General features: G+C 55.3%; 22 protein-coding genes. 21 read left to right on the plus strand and 1 reads right to left on the minus strand.

Going from position 1 to position 21,083, the window contains the following annotated elements; translation table 11 throughout:
- Positions 1–17: 17 nt before the first annotated feature.
- The 16 genes from aroQ (at position 18) to P398_RS16810 (ending at position 14,117) form a co-directional block, all read left to right on the plus strand.
- Positions 18–455: a type II 3-dehydroquinate dehydratase gene (aroQ, locus tag P398_RS0108715; RefSeq protein ID WP_029334792.1), complete on the plus strand. Its 438-nt coding sequence runs from the start codon at positions 18–20 to the stop codon at positions 453–455.
- A complete protein-coding gene (locus P398_RS0108720) occupies positions 451–1,518 on the plus strand; it encodes a M24 family metallopeptidase (RefSeq protein WP_029334793.1) in 1,068 nt (355 codons plus the stop codon). Before aroQ ends, P398_RS0108720 begins: the two co-directional genes overlap by 5 nt.
- A 29-nt stretch (positions 1,519–1,547) precedes the next feature.
- Positions 1,548–2,114, plus strand: coding sequence for an elongation factor P (gene efp / locus P398_RS0108725; RefSeq protein WP_024371514.1), 567 nt, complete (start codon positions 1,548–1,550; stop codon positions 2,112–2,114).
- Between the two features lie 114 nt (positions 2,115–2,228).
- On the plus strand, positions 2,229–2,681 hold the full coding sequence (gene accB, locus P398_RS0108730) for an acetyl-CoA carboxylase biotin carboxyl carrier protein (RefSeq protein WP_024371515.1): 453 nt from the start codon (positions 2,229–2,231) through the stop codon (positions 2,679–2,681).
- Between the two features lie 7 nt (positions 2,682–2,688).
- The gene (accC, locus tag P398_RS0108735) at positions 2,689–4,032 is read left to right on the plus strand and encodes an acetyl-CoA carboxylase biotin carboxylase subunit (RefSeq protein WP_029334794.1); all 1,344 of its coding nucleotides are present in this window, start codon (positions 2,689–2,691) and stop codon (positions 4,030–4,032) included.
- Between the two features lie 113 nt (positions 4,033–4,145).
- Positions 4,146–4,529 carry a transcription antitermination factor NusB gene (gene nusB, locus P398_RS0108740; RefSeq protein WP_024371517.1) on the plus strand — a complete coding sequence of 128 codons (384 nt, stop codon included), beginning with the start codon at positions 4,146–4,148 and terminating at the stop codon, positions 4,527–4,529.
- A 63-nt stretch (positions 4,530–4,592) separates the two neighbouring features.
- The gene (locus tag P398_RS0108745) at positions 4,593–5,429 is read left to right on the plus strand and encodes a bifunctional 5,10-methylenetetrahydrofolate dehydrogenase/5,10-methenyltetrahydrofolate cyclohydrolase (protein ID WP_029334795.1); all 837 of its coding nucleotides are present in this window, start codon (positions 4,593–4,595) and stop codon (positions 5,427–5,429) included.
- Positions 5,422–6,771 (plus strand): exodeoxyribonuclease VII large subunit, encoded by a 1,350-nt coding sequence (xseA, locus tag P398_RS0108750; RefSeq protein WP_029334796.1) that lies wholly within the window; start codon positions 5,422–5,424, stop codon positions 6,769–6,771. Before P398_RS0108745 ends, xseA begins: the two co-directional genes overlap by 8 nt.
- Positions 6,737–6,970, plus strand: a complete 234-nt coding sequence (gene xseB, locus P398_RS0108755; protein ID WP_034799084.1) for an exodeoxyribonuclease VII small subunit — start codon at positions 6,737–6,739, stop codon at positions 6,968–6,970. Before xseA ends, xseB begins: the two co-directional genes overlap by 35 nt.
- Positions 6,967–7,845, plus strand: a complete 879-nt coding sequence (locus P398_RS0108760; RefSeq protein ID WP_029334797.1) for a polyprenyl synthetase family protein — start codon at positions 6,967–6,969, stop codon at positions 7,843–7,845. The genes xseB and P398_RS0108760 overlap by 4 nt, the downstream gene beginning before the upstream one ends.
- A gap of 122 nt (positions 7,846–7,967) precedes the next feature.
- A complete protein-coding gene (dxs, locus tag P398_RS0108765) occupies positions 7,968–9,857 on the plus strand; it encodes a 1-deoxy-D-xylulose-5-phosphate synthase (RefSeq protein ID WP_029334798.1) in 1,890 nt (629 codons plus the stop codon).
- A 6-nt stretch (positions 9,858–9,863) separates the two neighbouring features.
- Complete coding sequence (locus P398_RS0108770; RefSeq protein ID WP_029334799.1) at positions 9,864–10,685, plus strand: TlyA family RNA methyltransferase; 822 nt, start codon at positions 9,864–9,866, stop codon at positions 10,683–10,685.
- 147 nt (positions 10,686–10,832) lie between these two features.
- The gene (ahrC, locus tag P398_RS0108775; RefSeq protein WP_024371524.1) at positions 10,833–11,282 is read left to right on the plus strand and encodes a transcriptional regulator AhrC/ArgR; all 450 of its coding nucleotides are present in this window, start codon (positions 10,833–10,835) and stop codon (positions 11,280–11,282) included.
- A 13-nt stretch (positions 11,283–11,295) separates the two neighbouring features.
- Positions 11,296–12,993, plus strand: a complete 1,698-nt coding sequence (gene recN / locus P398_RS0108780; protein ID WP_029334800.1) for a DNA repair protein RecN — start codon at positions 11,296–11,298, stop codon at positions 12,991–12,993.
- Positions 12,994–13,725, plus strand: coding sequence for a sporulation transcription factor Spo0A (gene spo0A, locus P398_RS0108785; protein ID WP_024371526.1), 732 nt, complete (start codon positions 12,994–12,996; stop codon positions 13,723–13,725).
- Positions 13,726–13,916: 191 nt separating this feature from the next.
- The gene (locus tag P398_RS16810; protein WP_152548629.1) at positions 13,917–14,117 is read left to right on the plus strand and encodes a hypothetical protein; all 201 of its coding nucleotides are present in this window, start codon (positions 13,917–13,919) and stop codon (positions 14,115–14,117) included.
- 287 nt (positions 14,118–14,404) lie between these two features.
- On the opposite strand, the gene P398_RS0108790 is transcribed toward P398_RS16810, so the two are convergent.
- Complete coding sequence (locus P398_RS0108790; RefSeq protein WP_024371527.1) at positions 14,405–14,653, minus strand: DUF2627 family protein; 249 nt, start codon at positions 14,651–14,653, stop codon at positions 14,405–14,407.
- Positions 14,654–14,783: 130 nt separating this feature from the next.
- Between P398_RS0108790 and P398_RS0108795 the strand changes: the two genes are divergently transcribed.
- The 5 genes from P398_RS0108795 (at position 14,784) to lpdA (ending at position 21,072) form a co-directional block, all read left to right on the plus strand.
- Positions 14,784–16,421, plus strand: coding sequence for a sigma-54-dependent Fis family transcriptional regulator (locus P398_RS0108795; protein WP_024371528.1), 1,638 nt, complete (start codon positions 14,784–14,786; stop codon positions 16,419–16,421).
- A gap of 123 nt (positions 16,422–16,544) precedes the next feature.
- Positions 16,545–17,441 (plus strand): phosphate butyryltransferase, encoded by an 897-nt coding sequence (gene yqiS / locus P398_RS0108800; RefSeq protein ID WP_029334801.1) that lies wholly within the window; start codon positions 16,545–16,547, stop codon positions 17,439–17,441.
- Between the two features lie 23 nt (positions 17,442–17,464).
- The gene (locus tag P398_RS0108805) at positions 17,465–18,586 is read left to right on the plus strand and encodes a Glu/Leu/Phe/Val family dehydrogenase (RefSeq protein ID WP_029334802.1); all 1,122 of its coding nucleotides are present in this window, start codon (positions 17,465–17,467) and stop codon (positions 18,584–18,586) included.
- A gap of 1 nt (position 18,587) precedes the next feature.
- Positions 18,588–19,679: a butyrate kinase gene (gene buk / locus P398_RS0108810; RefSeq protein WP_029334803.1), complete on the plus strand. Its 1,092-nt coding sequence runs from the start codon at positions 18,588–18,590 to the stop codon at positions 19,677–19,679.
- On the plus strand, positions 19,663–21,072 hold the full coding sequence (gene lpdA, locus P398_RS0108815) for a dihydrolipoyl dehydrogenase (protein WP_029334804.1): 1,410 nt from the start codon (positions 19,663–19,665) through the stop codon (positions 21,070–21,072). Before buk ends, lpdA begins: the two co-directional genes overlap by 17 nt.
- The last annotated feature ends 11 nt before the right edge of the window (positions 21,073–21,083 follow it).

Consider the following 21,083-nt stretch of genomic DNA (forward strand, 5'->3'; position numbering starts at 1 on the left):
CGAAGGGGGAATGAAGGTTGCGTATTCTTGTGTTGAACGGACCGAATTTGAATTTGCTCGGATTACGGGAACCGGACGTATATGGGGACGTGTCGTTAAAAGGACTTGCGAGCGCTTTATTGCTCGCGGCACCGCAAGAAGTTGAGTTCACGTTCATCCAATCCAATCACGAAGGTGAGTTGATTGATGCGTTGCACGATGCGTTCGATTACGAAGGCGTCATTTTCAATGCCGGTGCCTATACGCATACGTCGATCGCGCTTCGTGACGCGATCGCGGCCATCCCCGCCCCTGTCGTCGAAGTACATATCTCGAACGTGCATGCGCGTGAGCCGTTCCGTCATGAATCGAAGCTTGCCGGCGTCTGTCTCGGCGTCATCAGCGGATTCGGCTTGACGAGTTATACGCTCGCGCTCCATGCACTGATCGAACACTGGAGGAATCGACATGATTGAACGCGTCAGTAAGTTACAACGTGCATTGGCAGCTAACGGGATCGACGGACTTCTCGTGACGAAACGGGAGAACATCCGCTATTTATCTGGCTTTACTGGATCGAGTGGCGTCGTGCTCATCACGGCCGAGAAAGCGAGTTTCATTACGGATTTCCGCTACACGGAGCAAGCTGCAAGCCAAGTGAAAGGCTATGACATCGTCGAGCTCGACACGTCGCTCATCAAATCGGTGAGTGACATCGTGACACGTGAAGCGGTCAAACGCCTCGGGATCGAGCAAGATGACATGACTGTCGGTCTTTATCGCACGTATGAAAAAGAAGTGACAGCTGAACTCGTCGAGACGTCGGGAATCGTTGAAAAGCTACGCTTGATTAAGGATGAGGCAGAGCTTAAGATAATGAAGGAAGCTGCGGCGATTGCCGATGCGGCTTTCGAACATATCCAAACGTTCATCCGTCCGGGTCGTACCGAGAAAGAAGTCGCGAACGAACTCGAAATGTTCATGCGCGGTCAAGGGGCGGATTCGTCTTCGTTCGATATGATCGTTGCCTCGGGATGGCGTTCGGCGCTCCCGCACGGTGTGGCGAGCGACAAAGTGATCGAAGCAGGGGAACTCGTGACGCTCGACTTCGGGGCATACTACAAAGGGTACTGCTCAGATATTACGCGCACGCTCGCGGTCGGAACGATTTCCGATGAGCTACGCAACATTTACGACACGGTGCTTCGGGCCCAACTCGCAGGTGTGGCGGGCACGAGAGCCGGCATTTCAGGGATCGAGGCGGACGCGTTGACGCGTGACGTCATCAAAGAAGCCGGATTCGGTGAATACTTCGGACACTCGACTGGTCACGGTCTCGGTATGGAAGTCCATGAGGCACCGGGCCTGTCGTTCCGCTCAGAGACGATTTTGGAACCGGGGATGGTCGTCACGATTGAGCCGGGCATTTACATCGCTGGCGTCGGTGGTTGCCGCATCGAGGACGATGTCGTGATCACGGAAGACGGATGTGTTCGTCTCACGCAATCGCCAAAAGAGTTAATCACGATCGAGGCGTAAGCCTCGTCTGAAATTAGGAGGAAATCAATATGGTATCAGTTAACGATTTGAAAACAGGCTTAACGGTCAAAACGTCAGACGGTTCAATTTGGCAAGTCATCGAGTTCCAGCACGTCAAGCCAGGTAAAGGGGCCGCTTTCGTCCGGACGAAGATGCGTAACTTGCGCACAGGCGCCATCCAAGAGACGACGTTCCGCGGCGGCGAGCGCATCGAACGGGCCCACATCGAACGCAAACGTATGCAATATCTCTATCCGATGGGGGACACGTACGTGTTCATGGACAATGAATCGTACGAGCAACTCGAATTGACGAGCGAACAAGTAAAAGCGGCACTCCCTTACATGCTTGAAAACATGGAAGTGAGCATCGCGGACTACAACGGCGAGATTCTCGGGATCGAACTTCCGACGACGGTCGTCTTGACGATCGTCGAGGCCGATCCGGGCGTTAAAGGCGATACGGCTTCGAACGTGAAGAAGAACGCGACGGTCGAAACGGGCCACATCATCCAAGTGCCGCTCTTCATCGAGCCGGGTGAAAAAGTCACGGTCGACACACGGACTGGTGAGTTCACGGGCCGTTATAACGGGTAATATCAAGAGTGTCCATTCTTCGGAATGGGCACTCTTTTTTGTCGTTGCATTCACTGGTCTGACCAGTTATAGTAGAGTAGAGTTTAGTACCAGGTATAAACAGGGGGTATATTCATGCAAATCGATCATATTAAAGAGCTGATGGAATTGCTCGACCAGACATCAATCCACGAGATGGAGCTTGAGACGTCTGAGTTCAAGTTATCATTGAAAAAAGAAGCGGCCCCGCAAATCGTCACACAAGCCGCGCAAGCAGTCCCGGTCACTCCGGTTGCCGCACCTGTCGTAACAAACGATGTGGAAGAAGTGGCTGAACCCGTTGCCGCACCAGCATATAAAACAATCACGTCACCGATGGTCGGGACGTTTTACTCACGTCCCGCGCCTGACAAAGAAGCGTTCGTCAAAGTCGGGGATCGGGTCGAGGCCGGTCAAGTCGTCTGTATATTAGAGGCGATGAAACTGTTCAACGACGTCGAAACGGAAATCGGCGGCGAAATCGTCGAAATGCTCGTGGCCGATGGTGACTTGGTCGAATATGGGCAAGCGCTCTTCAGCGTGAAGTGAGGTCGGCATGAAACTATTAATAGCAAACCGCGGGGAAATCGCGGTGCGGATCATCCGTGCGGCCAAAGAACTGAACATCCCGACCGTCGCCGTCTTCTCTGAGGCTGACCGGGAGGCACTCCATGTCAAGCTAGCCGATGAGGCGTACTGCATCGGGCCGAACCCGTCCAAAGACTCTTATTTGAACATCCCGAATATCTTGTCGGTCGCGTGCGCGGTCGATGCGACGATGATTCATCCGGGATATGGTTTTTTGGCCGAAAACGCCGAGTTCGCCGAGATGAGTGAGGCGTGCGGCATCCAGTTCGTCGGACCGAGCAGTTATGCGATTCGAAAAATGGGCATTAAAGATGAGGCGAAGCGGACGATGATCGAGTCAGGTGTACCGGTCGTCCCGGGATCGAGCGGCGTCGTCACAGATGGCGAGGCGATCGAGCTCGCCCGTGAGATCGGCTACCCGGTCATCATCAAAGCGACGGCCGGTGGTGGCGGACGCGGCATCCGTGTCGCTTTCGATGAGGAAGAGCTCATCAAAGGACTCAGTGCCACGCGTAAAGAGGCGAAGCAGGCGTTCGGGAACGGGGACGTCTATTTAGAGAAATATATCGAGTCGTTCCGACACGTCGAAGTGCAAGTGCTCGCTGACCAATACGGCAACGTCATCCATCTCGGGGAACGCGACTGTACGATCCAGCGTCGGATGCAGAAACTCGTCGAAGAAGCGCCGTCACCGGCGATCGATGAGACGACTCGCCGGGCGATAGGGGATGCGGCCGTGAAAGCGGCGAAAGCGATCCAATACTCCGGCGCCGGGACGATTGAGTTCATCTACGTCCCTGAAGTGAATGAATTTTATTTCATGGAGATGAACACGCGCATCCAAGTCGAACATCCGGTCACCGAGATGATCACCGGATTCGACCTTGTCCAAGCCCAGCTTGAGGTCGCGCTCGGTCACCCGCTCGCCATCTCGCAAGAGGATATCGTTTTCTCGGGCCACTCGATCGAATGTCGCATCAATGCCGAAGACCCGTTCGCGGACTTCCGTCCGATGGCGGGAAAAATCGACCAGTACATCGTTCCTGGCGGGATGGGCGTGCGCGTCGACAGCGGGCTCTATGCCGGCGCAGTCATCCCGCCGTTCTATGATTCGATGGTCGCGAAGCTGATCGTCCACGCCCCGACGCGGGAAGAGGCGATCGCGAAAATGCTCCGCGCCCTCGACGAATTCACGGTATCGGGCATCCATACGACGATCCCGTTCCATCAACAAGTGATGACACACGAGCGCTTCCGGACAGGCACGTTCGACACGAAATTTGTCGAAAAAGAAATGACGCTCTCCAAATGACGACGACCAGGAAGCCCGAACATTATTTCGGGTTTCCTGGTTTTTTGTACTGAATTTATGAGTGCTTTGTGCTAAACTATCTCAATGAAAGCAAGCAAAAGGAGAGTATCTGAATGAAACGTCATGAAGCACGCGAAAAAGCGATTCAAACGCTTTTTCAAATCGAAGTATCAAACCTTGAGGTAGAGGACGCGATCGAGTTCGCGCTCGACGGGACAGAGTCTGACCCGTTCTATGAACAACTCGTCACGGAGACGCTCGAGCATAAAGAAGAGATCGACGCATTGCTCGTCGAGAACTTGAAGAACTGGCGCCTCGATCGACTCGGCAACGTCGAACGGACGATCCTCCGTATGGCGACGTATGAGTTGCTATACGTCGAAACGATTCCGGAGAGCGTCACGATCAACGAAGCGGTCGAACTTGCGAAGTCATTCGCTGACGAAGAAGCGGCGAAGCTCGTCAATGGCGTGCTCGGCAACATTATTAAAGCGTAAACAAACAGAGAGAAGACACCACACCAACTACAGAGAAACCTAACATAACGGGGGATGAGAGAGATGGCAGTAGTGATCGACGGGAAACAAATCGCAACATCGTATCGGGAGACGTTGAAAGAGCGGGTAGCAGCACTTCGGAACAAAGGAATTGTCCCGAAACTGAAAGTCGTGTTAATCGGGGACGACCCGGCCAGCCATAGTTATGTCCGTGGCAAAGAACGGGCGGCGACTGAAATTGGTATCGATTCTCAAGTGCTTCGATTCGACGAGACGATCTCGGAGCAGGAAATCCTCACCTTGATCGATTCGATGAATGAAGACGACGACTTGCACGGGATTCTCGTGCAGCTGCCACTACCGAAACATATCGATGAGAACCGCGTGATCATGCGCATCTCTCCTGAGAAAGACGTCGACGGGTTCCACCCCGAGAACGTCGGGAAAATGATGCTCGGCCTCGAGACGTTACTCCCTTGCACACCGCACGGCATCCTTCACTTGGCGAAACTGCAGACGGACCTCGTCGGGAAACACGTCGTCGTCGTCGGCCGGAGCCAAATCGTCGGCAAACCGGTCGGGATGCTGTTTTTGAACGAGTCTGCGACCGTCACGTATTGCCACTCGAAGACGGTCGACCTCGGGGCGATGACACGCCAAGCCGATATTTTGATCGTCGCCGTCGGTCGGGCCGGTCTCGTGACGAAAGACATGGTCAAACCGGGCGCCATCGTCATCGATGTTGGGGTCAATCGCGTCGACAACCGTCTCGTCGGAGATGTGGATTATGAACAAGTTAAAGACGTAGCGGGTGCCATCACGCCGGTCCCTGGCGGTGTCGGTCCGATGACGATCACGATGCTCATGCACAATACGGTCGAGGTCGCGTCGCGTGGCTAATCCGCTACCGGTATCTGAAGTCGTCCGTTATGTGAAACGTCAACTCGACGGCGATCCGGTATTGCAACAAGTCGCTGTCATCGGCGAAATTTCGAACTTCAAACGCTACGCTTCCGGGCACTGTTATTTCACGCTCAAGGATGAGTCGTCACGCATGAAGGCGATCATGTTCGCCCGAGATGCGAGAACGTTGACGTTCGACCCGACCGACGGGATGAGCGTCATCGTCGTCGCCCGGGTGACGATGTATGAGTCGACCGGGGACGTACAGCTGTACGTCGAGTTGATGCGTCAAGAAGGCGTCGGTCTCTTGTATGAACGCTATGAGGCCCGCAAACGTGAACTCGAGGCGAAAGGATGGTTCAGTAAGGAGCGGAAACGACCGCTTCCGGCTTTTCCTGAGCGAATCGGGATCGTCACCTCGCCAAAAGGGGCGGCCCTCCATGATATCGCGACGACGCTCAGACGACGTGCCCCGCATGTCGCGATCACGTTTGCCCCGGTCGCCGTTCAGGGAGACGCCTCGGCCATGCAAGTGGCGAACGCGATCCGGTGGATGAATGAGCGGACGGACTGTGACGTGTTGATCGTTGGCCGCGGGGGCGGCTCGATTGAAGAGCTATGGGCGTTCAATGAGGATGAGGTCGTTGAAGCGATATATGATTCGACGATTCCCGTCATCTCAGCCGTCGGGCATGAGACCGACTTCACGCTGTCAGACTTTGTCGCCGACGTCAGGGCGGCGACCCCGACAGCGGCAGCGGAGCTCGCGACGGCAACGATCGAGGCGCAACGAAAAGATGTGGAGCGATTGAGCACGGCGCTCACGCGTGTCGTGACGATGCAAATGACATCGCTAAAGGAACGGGTCGAACGGATGAAAAACAGCTACGGCTTGAAATCGCCTCGCTACACGATCATGCAAAAACGCGAGCGGTTCGCCCAAGCCGAGATTCGGCTCGAACAAGGTGTCGTCAAACAAGTGACGAGCGTCAGGCATCGCCTTAGCTCCTCGACAAATCGTCTTGACGTCAAGAACTTGCTGCGAGTGTTCCGAATGCATGAGGACCGATTCCGACAGTATGAAGGCCGGTTCGACCGCATCAAGCCGCTTGAGAGACCGACCGACCAGTTCGCCCGCATCGCGGGTCGACTGCAAGCTGTCAGTCCGCTCGCCGTCCTCGCAAGAGGGTATACGTTCATCGAGCAAGACGGCACGTATGTGAAAGATGTCAAACAACTACATGACGGCTTGGTGACGATCCGGTTTCGAGATGGTCACGCCGTCGCGGAAGTGAAGGAGAGACATGATGGCGAAGAAACAAGAACAACAGACGTTTGAGGCGGCACTCGCCCGTCTCGAAGAGATCGTCGCCCAACTCGAGGCGGGAGATGTCGCGCTCGAAGAGGCGATGACGCTTTATGAGGAAGGGGTCCGATTGTCGGCTCTATGCCAAGCGAAGCTCGCTGCGGCCGAGAAAAAGATGGATGAGATTCTTGAACTTGATGGGACGCTTCGAGATAAAGGAGGCGCGTCATGACACGACAAGCCTCCCTCACGCATTGGAAGCAAGAAGTCGAACGAGCGCTCGCTGCGTTCAACGAGCGTTCGGCGATGCCTGAGCGTCTCCATGACGCGATGACATATTCACTCGAGGCGGGTGGAAAACGGATTCGCCCGGCGCTCGTCTACGCCGTGCTCGAGACGTACGGCCGACCGCTCGCGCTCGGTCACGAAGTGGCGGCATCACTCGAGATGGTCCATACATATTCACTCATTCATGACGATTTGCCGGCGATGGATGACGACGACGTCCGGCGCGGACGTCCGACGAACCATCGCCAGTTTGATGAGGCGACGGCGATTCTCGCTGGTGACGCCTTATTGACCGATGCGTTCGCAATCCTCGCTCGGACCAACGCTTCTCCGGACAAGGTCGTCGCTTTGATCGCCTCGTTCAGTCGGGCGGCCGGGAGCCGTGGCATGGTAGGCGGTCAGCTTGACGACATGCTCGCCGAAAAACAGAGCGGGGTCCTGCTCGAGACGCTCCAATCGATTCACGAGCGAAAGACGGGTGCCCTTCTCGTCTATGCACTCGAGGCAGGTGCCATCCTCGCCGATACGTCCCGGTCGGACCGGGAAGCGCTCCAAGCGTTCGGACGTCACCTCGGTATCGCGTTCCAAATTCAAGACGATATTTTAGACGTCGAAGGGGATGAGGCGCTCATCGGCAAGCGGGTCGGCTCAGACGAACAAAATGACAAGACGACATATCCGAAGCTTCTCGGTTTGGACGGGGCCAAAGCGGCGCTCGAACGTGAAGTGACGATGGCGGAGGCTGAACTTGCCTCTTTGTCAGTCGAGGCACCGTTATTACGGGCGCTCCTCGCCTTCGTCGTCGGACGCGATCACTGACAGTGGTGACACGATAACACATCGTGTCACCTTTGTTTTTGTGAATGTATGGCATCCTTGGACACATTCTTGTAAAATGTAAGGTACGAATCAGTAATAAGATAGGAGAAAGGATGGTCATCATGGACTTGACATCCATTCAAGACCCGTCATTCCTGAAACGAATGTCGGTAACGGAGATGGAGGCGCTCAGCGCCTCCATCCGCCGGTTCTTGATTGAAAAATTGGCAGAAACGGGAGGGCATTTGGCGCCGAACCTCGGTGTCGTCGAGTTGACGCTCGCCCTGCACCGTGTATTCGACAGTCCGAACGACCAGCTCGTATGGGACGTAGGGCACCAAGCGTACGTCCACAAAATTTTGACAGGGCGGACGAAGCAGTTCGACACGCTCCGTCAATACAACGGTTTATGCGGCTTTCCGAAGCGTTGTGAGAGCGACCATGACGTCTGGGAGACAGGGCACAGCTCGACATCGCTCTCGGCGGCGATGGGAATTGCCATCGCCAACGAACTGAAAGGGTCAGAAGACCGTGCCATCGCCATCATCGGGGACGGGGCCCTCACCGGCGGGATGGCGCTTGAGGCGCTCAACCATATCGGTGCCGAGAAACAAAACGTGATCGTTATCTTGAACGACAACGAGATGTCGATCGCCCCGAACGTCGGCGCGATGCACAATATGCTCGGCCGGATGCGCGCGTCCCGCAAGCTGAAACATGCCCGCGAGGAAATCGAGTCGCTCATCAAGCACATCCCGATTGTCGGAGGACCGCTCGAACGAAGCGGGGAGCGCGTCAAAGACATGCTCAAATCGGCGCTCATCCCAGGAACGTTTTTTGAAGAACTCGGTTTCACGTACTTTGGACCGACGGACGGCCACGATTTGAAAGACCTTCTCGAGACGCTCGAGTATGCGAAGAAAATCGACGGACCGGTACTCGTCCACGTCATCACGAAAAAAGGCAAAGGATACCGTCCGGCCGAACTTGATGGTGTCGGTACGTGGCACGGCCTAGGGCCTTACAAGATCGAATCAGGGGAAGTCATCAAAGGCAAAGTGAAAGGTCCGAGCTATTCGAAAGTCGTCGCTGAGACGATCACGAAAGTGGCTGAGTCGGACGAGCGTGTGACACTTATCACGCCAGCGATGAGTGTCGGCTCGAAACTCGACTGCTTCAACGCCAAGTTCCCAGAACGCATGTTTGACGTCGGCATCGCCGAACAGCACGCGGTGACACTTGCTGGCGGTCAGGCGACGCAAGGGCTGAAGCCGGTCGTATCGATTTATTCGACGTTCTTCCAACGCGCCTACGACCAACTCGTCCACGACATTTGCCGTCAAAACTTGAACGTCGTCTTCACGATTGACCGGTCCGGACTCGTCGGTGCGGACGGAGAGACGCACCAAGGCGTGTTCGATATCGCCTTCATGCGCCACGTGCCGAACATCCGGATCTTGATGGCGAAAGATGAAGCCGAACTGCAAGGTCTCGTCTATTCGGCGCTCCGTTACGACGAAGGCCCGATCGCGATCCGCTTCCCAAGAGGAGAAGGAATCGGTGTCCCTATGAGCGACACGCTTCAAGAACTCCCGTTAGACGTATGGGAAGTCGAGGCAGAAGGGACGGACGTCGCCATTTTGACGTTCGGTCCTCAAGTGCAAGACGCGCTTGAAGTTCGGTCGCTGTTAGAAGGACAATTGAGTGTCCGTGTCATCAACTGTCGGACGATCAAACCGCTCGACGACGTCATGCTCACTTCGCTCTACGAAGAAGGCATCCCGCTCGTGACACTCGAAGAGGCGGTGCTCGCCGGTGGATTCGGCAGCAGCGTCCTCGAACACGCCAGCGATGCGAGACAGTTCCCGCGTGTACTGCGACTCGGCATCCCGGATCGTTACATCGAGCACGGCGGCGTCAACCAACTGCTTGAAGAGATTGGGCTCAGACCGTCACAAATCGCCGAATCGGTACAACAATTCGTCCAAGTGACAAATCGACAGAATGTGTGAGGAACTATGGAAAAACGAAAGAAAACTAGATTAGACGTATTGCTCGTCGACCGCGGATTAGCGGAAACGAGAGAAAAAGCGAAACGGGCCGTCATGGCCGGTCTCGTCTTTAGTGGGACGGAACGGCTCGATAAGGCGGGCGATAAAGTGTTCGATGACATCCCGCTCGAAGTGAAAGGTCAAGTCATCCCTTACGTCGGTCGGGGCGGGCTCAAGCTTGAAAAAGCGCTCGCCGTGTTCCCGCTCGATGTGAACGAGAAAGTCGGGATCGACATCGGATCCTCGACCGGCGGCTTCACCGACTGTGCCCTTCAAAATGGCGCGCGCCAGATGTATGCGGTCGATGTCGGCTATAATCAACTCGCTTGGAAACTCCGTAGCGACGAACGCGTCGTCGTCATGGAACGGATGAATTTCCGTCATGCGACGCCAGACCAATTCGAGGTCGCGCCCGATTTCGCGACGATTGACGTCTCGTTCATCTCGCTGCGGTTGATGATTCCGCCGCTCAAGCATATCTTGAAACCTGACGGCGTCGTCATGGCCCTCGTCAAGCCACAGTTCGAGGCCGGTAAAGCCGACGTCGGTAAAAAAGGCATCGTCCGCGACCGGACCGTCCACGAACGGGTCGCCGCTGACATGGTCCGTTATTTTGCTTCCGAAGGGTTCCACGTCGAAGGGCTCGACTTCTCGCCAATCACCGGAGGCGACGGAAACATCGAATTTCTGTTGTTCGCCCGTTTCACCGGTGTCGGTGGGGTCGACCCGGCGCTCGACGTGTCCGCGGTCATCGACGCCGCTCATACCCAATTGAAGAAGAACGCATGACCTGCAGACGAATTCGTCTGCAGGCTTTTTTTATAAGCGAACGAAGCGGGGGACGAGTGATTTCATCTTTCGAAAGCTAGACCTTTTTTCGACAATACTTTAGAATGAACATGAGTATGTGAAACGGAAAAAGAGGTGTCAGCCAGGATGAACAAAGGACAGCGCTTGATTAAAATTCGTGAGATCGTCACAAATCGTGAAGTCGAGACGCAAGACGAACTCGTGGACGAGTTGCATCGCGCCGGGTATCCGGTGACGCAGGCGACCGTGTCGCGAGACATTAAAGAATTGCATCTCGTGAAAGTGCCGCTCAACGATGGACGCTATAAGTATAGTCTCCCCGCCGACCAACGCTTCAATCCATACGGAAAGATGAAACGGATTTTAGGGGACAGCTTCGTCTCGGTCGATTCGGCCCAAAACTTGGTCGTCATGAAAGTGTTGCCTGGCAATGCCGATGCGATCGGCGTCTTGATCGACCATTTGTCGTGGGACGAATTGATCGGCACGGTATGCGGTGACGATACGATCTTGATGATCGCCCGCGATGAGCGGCAAGCGAAGCAAATCATCGAACGACTACTCGGAATGTTATGAGGTGAATGAACGTATGCTAGCAGAACTGTCGATCAAACAATTTGCAATCATCGATGAGTTGAACATCGCGTTCAATCGAGGGATGACGGTGCTTACCGGGGAAACGGGCGCAGGAAAGTCGATCTTGCTCGACGCGATCGGTTTGCTCGTCGGTGGACGAGGCTCGAGTGAGTTCGTCCGGTACGGTCAAGACAAGGCGGAGATCGAAGGACTGTTCATCGTCGAAGCCGGACATCCGATCATTGAAGCGGCTCAACAGTACGGCATCGACATCGAGGATGGGACGGTCATCTTGCGCCGAGATTTACATAGCAGCGGGAAGAGTGTCTGTCGCGTCAACGGGAAGATGATGCCACTCTCGACGTTACGAGAGCTAGGTCGTCTCCTCGTCGACATCCACGGACAACATGAGCATCAACATTTGATGGACGCCGAATATCACCTCGGTATTTTGGACAACTTTGCCGAGGGGGAAGTGACCCCGCTGCTTGAACAGTATCGGGAAGCTTACGCCGCCTACAACGCCGTCGCGACCGAATTGAAACGGCTCAGTCAAAGCGAGCAAGAGCTGGCGCAACGGATGGACCTGTTGTCGTTCCAAACGAATGAGATTGAGGCGGCAGAACTAAAAATCGGCGAAGAGCAAGCGCTCACAGAAGAACGAGATGAACTCGCAAACTTCGAACGGATCCACCAACACGTCCGACTCTCTTATGAGGCTGTCGCGGACGAGTCGAGAGGCCTCGATCAAATCGGCATGGCGATGCGTGAGATGGAAGAAGCGTCGACGTTATCATCTTCGCTCCAACCGATGGCCGAGACGATTTCAAACGCCTATTTCATGCTCGAAGATGCGAAGTTCCAGCTTCGGGACCAGCTCGATTCACTCGAGTTTGATCCGATTCGACTGGATGAAATCGAGACGCGTCTCGCCTTGTTCCAACAGTTGAAACGGAAATACGGGGCGACGATCGACGAGGTCATCACCTACGGGGAAAAAGTAGCGGACGAGTTAAAATCGATGACGAATCGGGAAGAACATCTTCAAGAACTAACCGACCGGCTCGCCGAGCTCGAGACGAGCGTGCGCGAGAACGGACTTGCCCTGTCAGCAGCTAGGAAACGAGCCGCCACTGACTTAGAGCAGGCGATTCATCGTGAGCTACAAGAGCTGTACATGGAAAAGACACGGTTCGAAGTCCGTTTCAAAGAGAGCGGCTACAGGGCGGACGGGCTAGACCAAGTCGAGTTTTATATGATGACGAACGTCGGAGAGCCGTTTAAACCACTGGCGAAAGTCGCCTCGGGCGGAGAATTGTCACGCGTCATGCTCGCCTTGAAATCGATTTTCTCACGGACGGTCGGGGTCGCCTCGATTATCTTTGATGAAGTCGATACGGGTGTGTCAGGCCGCGTCGCCCAAGCGATGGGTGAGAAAATTTTCCGTCTTTCGGTCGGCTCCCAAGTGCTCTGCATCACCCATTTGGCACAAGTGGCCGCGATGGCCGATCAGCACTTGTACATCACGAAGTCAGAGACCGACGAGCGCACGAAGACGAACGTGAGCGCTCTCGACCGGTCTGAGCGCATCGACGAACTCGGACGGATGATTGCCGGGGCGCAAATGACGGAGTTGACGAAACAGCATGTGGAGGAACTGCTCGACATGTCCCTCCAACTAAAACGGAAGTTCATCGAAGGGGTGTCTTAATTGATTACATTATGCATCGCGGACGACAATCGAGAAATCGTCGATTTGTTGACCCGCCAACTAGAGACCGAGACTGATTTGAAGGTCGTCGGGACCGCCTTTGACGGCGAGGCGTGCCTAGACGTCGTCAAGACACACCAACCAGACGTGTTGTTGCTAGACATCATCATGCCTCATCTCGACGGGATTGGGGTGCTCGAACGGCTTCAGGACGAGATGGACAAAGGGAAGCCTGAAGTCATCATGCTCAGCGCGTTCGGGAAAGACGAGGTCACGAAGCAAGCCGTCCAACTCGGCGCTTCTTACTTCCTCGTCAAACCGTTCAACATCCAGCAATTGATCGCCAAGATCCGTGAGCTCGCTGCCGGATCGAACCGTGAGTTCGAGGCGATGTCGCCGGAAGAACTCGATATTTCGCTCTTATTGCAACAGCTCGGCATCTCGCCGCGCATCAAAGGGTTCAAGTATATCCGTCAAGCGGTCATCTATGTCCGGGAACGCCAAGAGTTGCTCGGTCTGATCACGAAAGAGCTTTACCCGATGATCGCCAAAGAACACGAGACGACGTCGTCTCGGGTCGAGCGGGCGATGCGCCACGCCATCAAGACGGCGTGGGAGAACGGCATGCGTGACCACGAGATGTTCAACGGACGACCGGAACGTGAGCGCAGCCCGAAAAACTCAGAATTCATTTCCTATTTCGTCACCTACCAATCGTTTAAGCATCAGTAATGAGGGAATCAGGGGAAACCCTGATTTTCTTTTACAATGTGAAAGAAAGCGCTTGCAATCCACCGGGTTCTTGTTATAATAAAGGTGTACCAAGTTACTTGGACGAGCGTCAGATGAGCGCTTTCCAGTCTGTTCCGGAACAGGTTGGAGCAAGAAATCATCTCGGTTCGCTATCCGTCAATGGCTCAGAGGTGGGAACGACATCTCAAATCGTCACATCGTCCCGACGAGAGGTCGCGACGTTCGCTCATTCGCGAGACGGTTCTGGTCACGGTTCGAAGCTAGGGACCGCGCCAGGGAAAACGAATCGTTCAGTTGACCAAAAGGAGTGTTGTCAACCGTTGAACAGTTTATGGAAAGCGTTCGACTTCACGATGGATGGTTTGACATGACCCGATGAATTTACGTTAGTAACTCGAATGGGTACGTTTCCGTTCACGCAAGACGGCAGTTACTAGTTTCTTTCAAACTTCTTCATTAAGAAGACCATTGGTCATCATGTCACGAGTAGTATAGCAAGTAGGAGAGGAGATCATCCGTAGTGATCACAATTCAATATGAATAAAAAGGTTCCGCACTTGAAATGAAGTCAAGTTAGGGAACCTTTTTTTGTGTGCACCGAGTTATTTATTAAAAATAAGCGAGCGGGCACGTTCCTACGTCATAGTGTAGGAAGAGATCAAGACTCTATTCGGGGAACTTTGCCTGTTTTTTTGTCTCGGTTGAAGATGTAGCCTGCGACGAAACCGATTCCGCCCATGGCGATCAACAATCCGAACGTCCCTTGGAGCATCGAAGCGGCAGCGACCGACTCGATCCACGAGAACGGGCCGCTCGTCTTCAAGAAGAAACTGTCACGTAACAGTTTAATGCCGTACACACCAAGCAGTCCGGGGACGATTAGGATCAGAAGCGCGATGACACGCATAAAATCTCCTCCTTTTCCACTCATTATTTTACCAGAAAACGAGAAATCCGACACGGTCTTTTTCGGATGGTTGCGAAAGCCGGCTCGTTTCAGTAGCATGAATGCAGATAAAGAAATGGGGGAATGTTAAATGAATAAACGTCTGCTCATTGTCGGCGCGGGAAGAGGCGGCACCGAGGTGCTGAAAATGCTCCTCGATTCGCCGCTCGTCACGGTCGTCGCCGTCGTCGATTCGGACGCAAGCGCCGAAGGGTTGAAACTCGCACGGGGACGAGGGATTCAAGTCGCTAGCGACTGGCGTGTATGTGCCGATAAAAAAATCGATTTCGTCGTCGAGACGACCGGCAAGTCTGAGACGTTCCATGAGTTGAAGGAGCACTTCACAGACGCGGTCGTCTTGCCGGGTGAATTCATCCGGGTCGTCGTCGAACGCTTGAAGCAAAACCAACAGATGCTCGAAGCGATCATCGACTGCACGAGTGAGGCGATCTCGGTGGCCGATCATAACGGGAACACGATTTTGATCAACCCGTCATACACGCGACTGACCGGGTTCAAAAAAGAAGACGTCGTCGACAAGCCGGCGACAGCTGATATCGGCATGCAAGAGAGCGTGCATTTGAAAGTGCTGTCCACGGGTAAAGGGGTGCGGGACATCCGCATGCAAATCGGCGCGACGCGGCGTGACATCCTCGTCAACGCCGAGCCGATCATCGTCGAGGGGAAATTGCGTGGTTCGGTCGGGGTCATTCGCGACGTCTCACAAATTCGGGCGCTCCGGGACGAGCTGCAAGAAGCAAAGACGCGAATCCGCAACCTTGAGGCGAAGTATCAGTTCGCCGACATCATCGCGACGAGCGAAGCGATGCGTTTCGTCATCGAACAGGCCCGTCTGGCCGCGCTCACGCCGGTGACGGTGCTGATCCGCGGTGAATCGGGTACCGGGAAAGAGCTGTTCGCCCATGCGATCCATGGTGAATCACCGCGCAAGTATAAGAAGTTCGTCCGCGTCAACTGCGCCGCCATCTCACCGACGTTGTTAGAGAGTGAGCTGTTCGGTTATGAGGACGGGGCGTTCAGTGGCGCGAAGCGTGGCGGGAAAGTCGGTTACTTTGAGGAGGCGGACGGCGGCTCCTTGTTTTTAGATGAGATCGGGGAGTTGCCGCTCGACGTGCAAGTCAAGTTGCTCCGCGTCCTTCAGGAACATGAGATCGTCCGTGTCGGCGGGACGAACGCCATCCCGGTCGACGTCCGCATCATCGCGGCCACGAACGCGGACCTCGAACAAAAAGTCGCGGACGGGACGTTCCGGGAAGATTTGTACTATCGGATCAACCGGATGCCGATTTACATCCCGCCGCTCCGCGACCGGCTCGAAGAGATCGAGCCGCTTTCCGAACGCATCATCCGAAAACTGAACCAGGAGTATGGTCGTAGCGTCCGAGGTATCGAGGCAGAGGCTATCGAGTTGTTAAAGACACAGCATTGGAAAGGGAACGTGCGGGAGCTTGAGAACGTGCTCGGGCGGGCGATGATTTATATGGCGAGCACGGAACAACAAATCGCCCCGCACCACCTCCAATTGTCCCCCCGTGTCACGACGGCGCGGACGGCCGAGGCGCTATCGCTTCAAGACGCAGTCGCCCGATACGAACGGGATTTGATTGAACGAGCCATTGCCGAAGCGGACGGGAACAAGTCGGAAGCGGCACGGCGCTTACACATCTCGATCCGGACATTGTATAATAAACTCGAACGCATGCAATAAATTACCTGCATTTTTTTGCGTGGTATGAAATATCATGCATAGTGAATCGCTCAATGAAGCGCTTTCAATAATGGAAACAAACTTGCATAATAGTAAGTGAAGCATCGTTAGGGGGGACCACATATGAATTTTGAACAGATGCTCGCGAAGGCGACACAATTGGAGGGATGTACCGTCTCCATCGCCGGGGCCGCAGATGTGGAAGTGATTCGAGCGGTGAAGCTCGCAACCGACCATGGCTTGTCGCGTTTCATCTTGATCGGGGATGCGCGAGAAATCAAGCGTCTCTGTGATGCCGAGTCGGTCGCTGAGGCTCATATCGACATTCTCCATGTGAAAGGGGAGGCCGAGATCGCAAAACGGGCGACAATGGCCGTACGCAACGGGGAGGCCGACGTGCTCATGAAAGGAATGGTCGCCACGTCGACGTTCATGAAGGCGGTGCTCAGTCGGGAGTCGGGACTCCGGACGAGCCGCACGCTCAGTCATGTCGCCTTGTTCCAAATCCCGAACCGAGACCGACTCATCGGCGTGACCGATGCGGCCATCCATATCGCACCGTCACTCGAAGAGAAGGTCGAAATCATTCATAACGCGGTCGAGGCGATGCGAGACATCGGTTACGAGTTGCCGAAAGTGGCCGCGATCGGCGCCGTCGAGGTCGTCAATCCACAAATGACGGCGACGACCGACGCCGCACTCCTCACACAAATGAATCGGCGCGGTCAAATTAAAGGGTGTGTCGTCGACGGGCCGCTCGCGCTCGACAACGCCGTCGACATGGCCGCCGCCAAGCAGAAAGGGATCGATAGTGACGTTGCCGGACAGGCTGATTTATTGCTCGTCCCATACATAGAGGTCGGCAACGTCCTTTATAAGTCGATCATGTACTTCGCCGAGGCAAGTGTCGCGGCGATCGTCGTCGGGGCAAGTGCGCCGGTCGTCTTGACGAGCCGGGCCGACACGGCCGAGGCGAAACTGTATTCACTCGCTTTCGCACTGTTGCATGCCAAAAACTAAACATTTCCTAGGAGGAATTATCAATGATGGAGACTAACATGGAACCACGCTTCCGCATTTTTGACGTATTGCAGGCAGAAGACTATGAGCAGATCGTGTTTTGCCAAGATCAAGCGTCGGGCTTGAAGGCGATCATCGCGATTCACGATACGACGTTAGGGCCGGCACTCGGTGGACTGCGGATGTGGAATTATGAGTCGGAAGAGGCGGCGCTCACTGACGTGTTGCGTCTCGCCAAAGGAATGACGTATAAAAATGCCGCTGCTGGACTCAATCTCGGCGGGGGGAAGGCGGTCATCATCGGCAACGCCAAGACGGACAAGTCTGAGGCGCTCTTCCGTGCGTTCGGCCGTTACGTCCAATCACTCAGCGGGCGTTACATCACGGCAGAAGATGTCAACACGTCGGTTGCCGACATGGATTTCATCCATATGGAGACAGATTACGTCACAGGCGTCAGCCCGGCCTTCGGTTCGAGCGGCAACCCGTCCCCGGTGACAGCGTACGGGGTGTACCGCGGCATGAAGGCGGCGGCGAAATGGAAGTTCGGCTCAGACTCTCTCGCTGGTAAAACCGTCGCCGTCCAAGGGGTCGGGAACGTCGCGTACAACTTGTGCCGCCACTTGCACGAAGAAGGAGCGCACTTGGTCGTGACGGACATCAATGAAGAAGCGCTCAAGCGGGCCGAGACGGACTTCGGTGCGACGGTCGTCAAGCCGGACGAGATTTACGCCGTCGACTGCGATATCTTTGCGCCGTGTGCGCTCGGCGCAGTCATCAACGACACGACGATCCCGCAACTGAAAGCACAGATCGTCGCCGGGGCAGCGAACAACCAGCTCGCCGAGGACCGCCACGGTGACGTGCTCGAAGACCGGGGCATCTTGTACGCGCCAGACTTCGTCATCAATGCCGGCGGCGTCATCAATGTCGCCGACGAGCTCGAAGGCTACAACCGCGAACGGGCGATGAAGAAAGTCGAACTCATTTATGACAACATGTTGCGCGTCTTCGAGATCGCCGAGCGGGACGGGGTACCGACACACGTCGCCGCCGAGAAGATGGCCGAAGAGCGGATCGCGATGATGTCCCGGTCGCGTAGCCAGTTCTTGAAAGTCGAAAAAAGCTTGCTAGGTGGACGTTAAGATGTCTCGACAACTCATCCTCGCCATCAATCCAGGCTCGACGTCGACAAAAGTCGGACTGTTCGACGGGTCTGACGAAATTTTGACGAAGACGGTGCGTCACGGGCAAGACGTCACAGGATTGTCACTTCCCGAACAATTGCCTTATCGGGAGCAAGAAGTGCGCGACTTGTTGACGGAATCGAATATCGCGGGTGAATCGCTGTCAGCCATCGTCGGTCGGGGCGGTCTGCTCGCCCCGATGCCTTCTGGCACGTACGCCGTCAACGCCCAGATGCGTGAAGATTTAGCGAGCGGTCGCTTCGGTGTACATGCCTCGAATTTAGGCGGATTGATCGCGTATCGGCTCGGTGAATTATTTCAAGTACCGAATTATATCGTTGACCCGGTCGTCGTCGACGAGCTCCAACCGGTCGCTCGACCGACAGGGATGCCGGAAATCAATCGCCGCAGCATTTTCCACGCCTTGAACCAGAAAGCAGTAGGGAAGCGCTTCGCGACTGAAATTGGAAGCGATTACACGGATTTGAACTTGATCATCGCCCATCTCGGTGGGGGCATCACCGTCGGCGCCCACGAGAAAGGACAAGTCATCGATGTGAACAATGGACTAGATGGAGACGGGCCGCTCGCACCGGAACGAGCAGGCTCGATTCCAGTTGGACAGGTAGTAGAACTATGTTATAGTACCAGGTATAAAGAATCGGAGATGAAACAGAAAATTGTCGGTCGCGGCGGGCTCTACGCCCATCTCGGCACGTATGACGCCCTCGAAATCGAAGAGCGGATGACCGGCGGTGATGAACAGGCATCTCTTCTTTATGAAACGATGGCCTATCGGGTCGCTCAAGAAATCGCCAAGCACGGTGCGACGCTATCGGGGCAAGTCGATGCCATTCTGTTAACGGGCGGCATCGCTTATTCGGAGTGGTTGACTGACTATATTAAACAACGGGTCAGTTACTTGGCACCGGTTCACGTCTATCCTGGCGAAGACGAATTGAAGGCACTCGCTGAAGGGGCGCTCCGCGTCATCGGCCAACAAGAAACAGTTCGACATTACGAGGGGGATACACATGGCACGAGAATTTGATATCGTCGTCATCGGCGGCGGTCCTGGCGGATACGTGGCCGCGATCAAGGCGGCCCAAGCCGGAAAACAAGTGGCGATCGTGGAAGCATCCAAGCTCGGAGGGACATGCCTACATAAAGGGTGCATCCCGACGAAAGCATTGTTGAAGGCGGCGCACGTCTATCAGACGGCCAAACACGGTGAGACGTATGGCGTCGAAACGGGGCCGGTCTCGTTCAATCTCGGACGGGCCCAAACGTTCAAACGCGAATTGGTGGCAGGCCTTGAGAAAGGAATCGAACACTTGATGAAGCAAGGAAAAATCGAAGTGTTCCGTGGGAAGGCATCGATTCTCGGGCCGAGCATTTTCTCGCCGCAACCGGGGACGGTCGCTGTCGAGGACGAAGCAGGCGAGTCTGAACTGCTCTTGCCGAACCAGTTGATCATTGCGACCGGATCGATTCCACGTGAACTGCCCGGCTTGCCGTTCGACCATGAGCGCATCTTGAACTCTGATGACTTGCTCCAGTTTGAACAGTTGCCGAACGCCATCGCCATCGTCGGTGGCGGCGTCATCGGTGTCGAATGGGCCTCGATGCTCATCGACCTTGACGTCGACGTGACGTTGATCGAGGTCGGGGAACGGCTTCTCCCGCTCGAGGATAAAGCCGTCTCACGAGAAGTCGAGCGCTTGCTTAAAAAGCGCGGCGTCCGCGTGAAGAAAAACGTGACGGTCGACCCGGAACAGACGAGCGTGTCCCCGGACGCGGTCGAACTGAAAGTCGGGGAAGAGACGATCACGGTCGATTGTGTGCTCGTCTCGGTCGGACGTGTCGCCAACACAGAGCACCTCGGTTTGCAGAACACGTCGATCGTCGTCGAGAACGGCGTCATTCAAGTTGACGAACAGTATCGGACGAAAGAACGACATATCTTTGCAATCGGCGACTGCATCGGCAAGCTCCAACTCGCACACGTCGCCTCGGCCGAAGGGGTCAAGGCGGTCGAGACGATTCTCGGTCACGAACCGACCCCGCTCGATTATGACCTGATTCCGCGTTGCGTCTACGGCGTGCCGGAAGTGGCATCGGTCGGGTTGACGGAAGAGGCGGCGAAAGCATCCGGCCGTGACGTCAAGACAGGCACGTATCGCTTCAACGGACTCGGGAAAGCACGAATTGAAGGACAGGCGGACGGATTCGTCAAACTCGTCTCTGACAAAGAGACCGACGACCTGCTCGGTGTTCATATCGTCGGTCCGAAAGCGACGGAATTGATCACAGAAGGCGGGCTCGCCCTCGTCTTGAACGCGACGGCATGGGAGATGGGACAACTCGTCCATCCACACCCGGCCTTGAGCGAGGCATTCCAAGAAGCGGCGCTCGCCGTAGACGGCTTACCGATTCACGCCTAAGGAGGAAACGG

It is taken from the genome of Exiguobacterium aurantiacum DSM 6208 (genome assembly GCF_000702585.1).
Lineage (GTDB): Bacteria > Bacillota > Bacilli > Exiguobacteriales > Exiguobacteriaceae > Exiguobacterium > Exiguobacterium aurantiacum.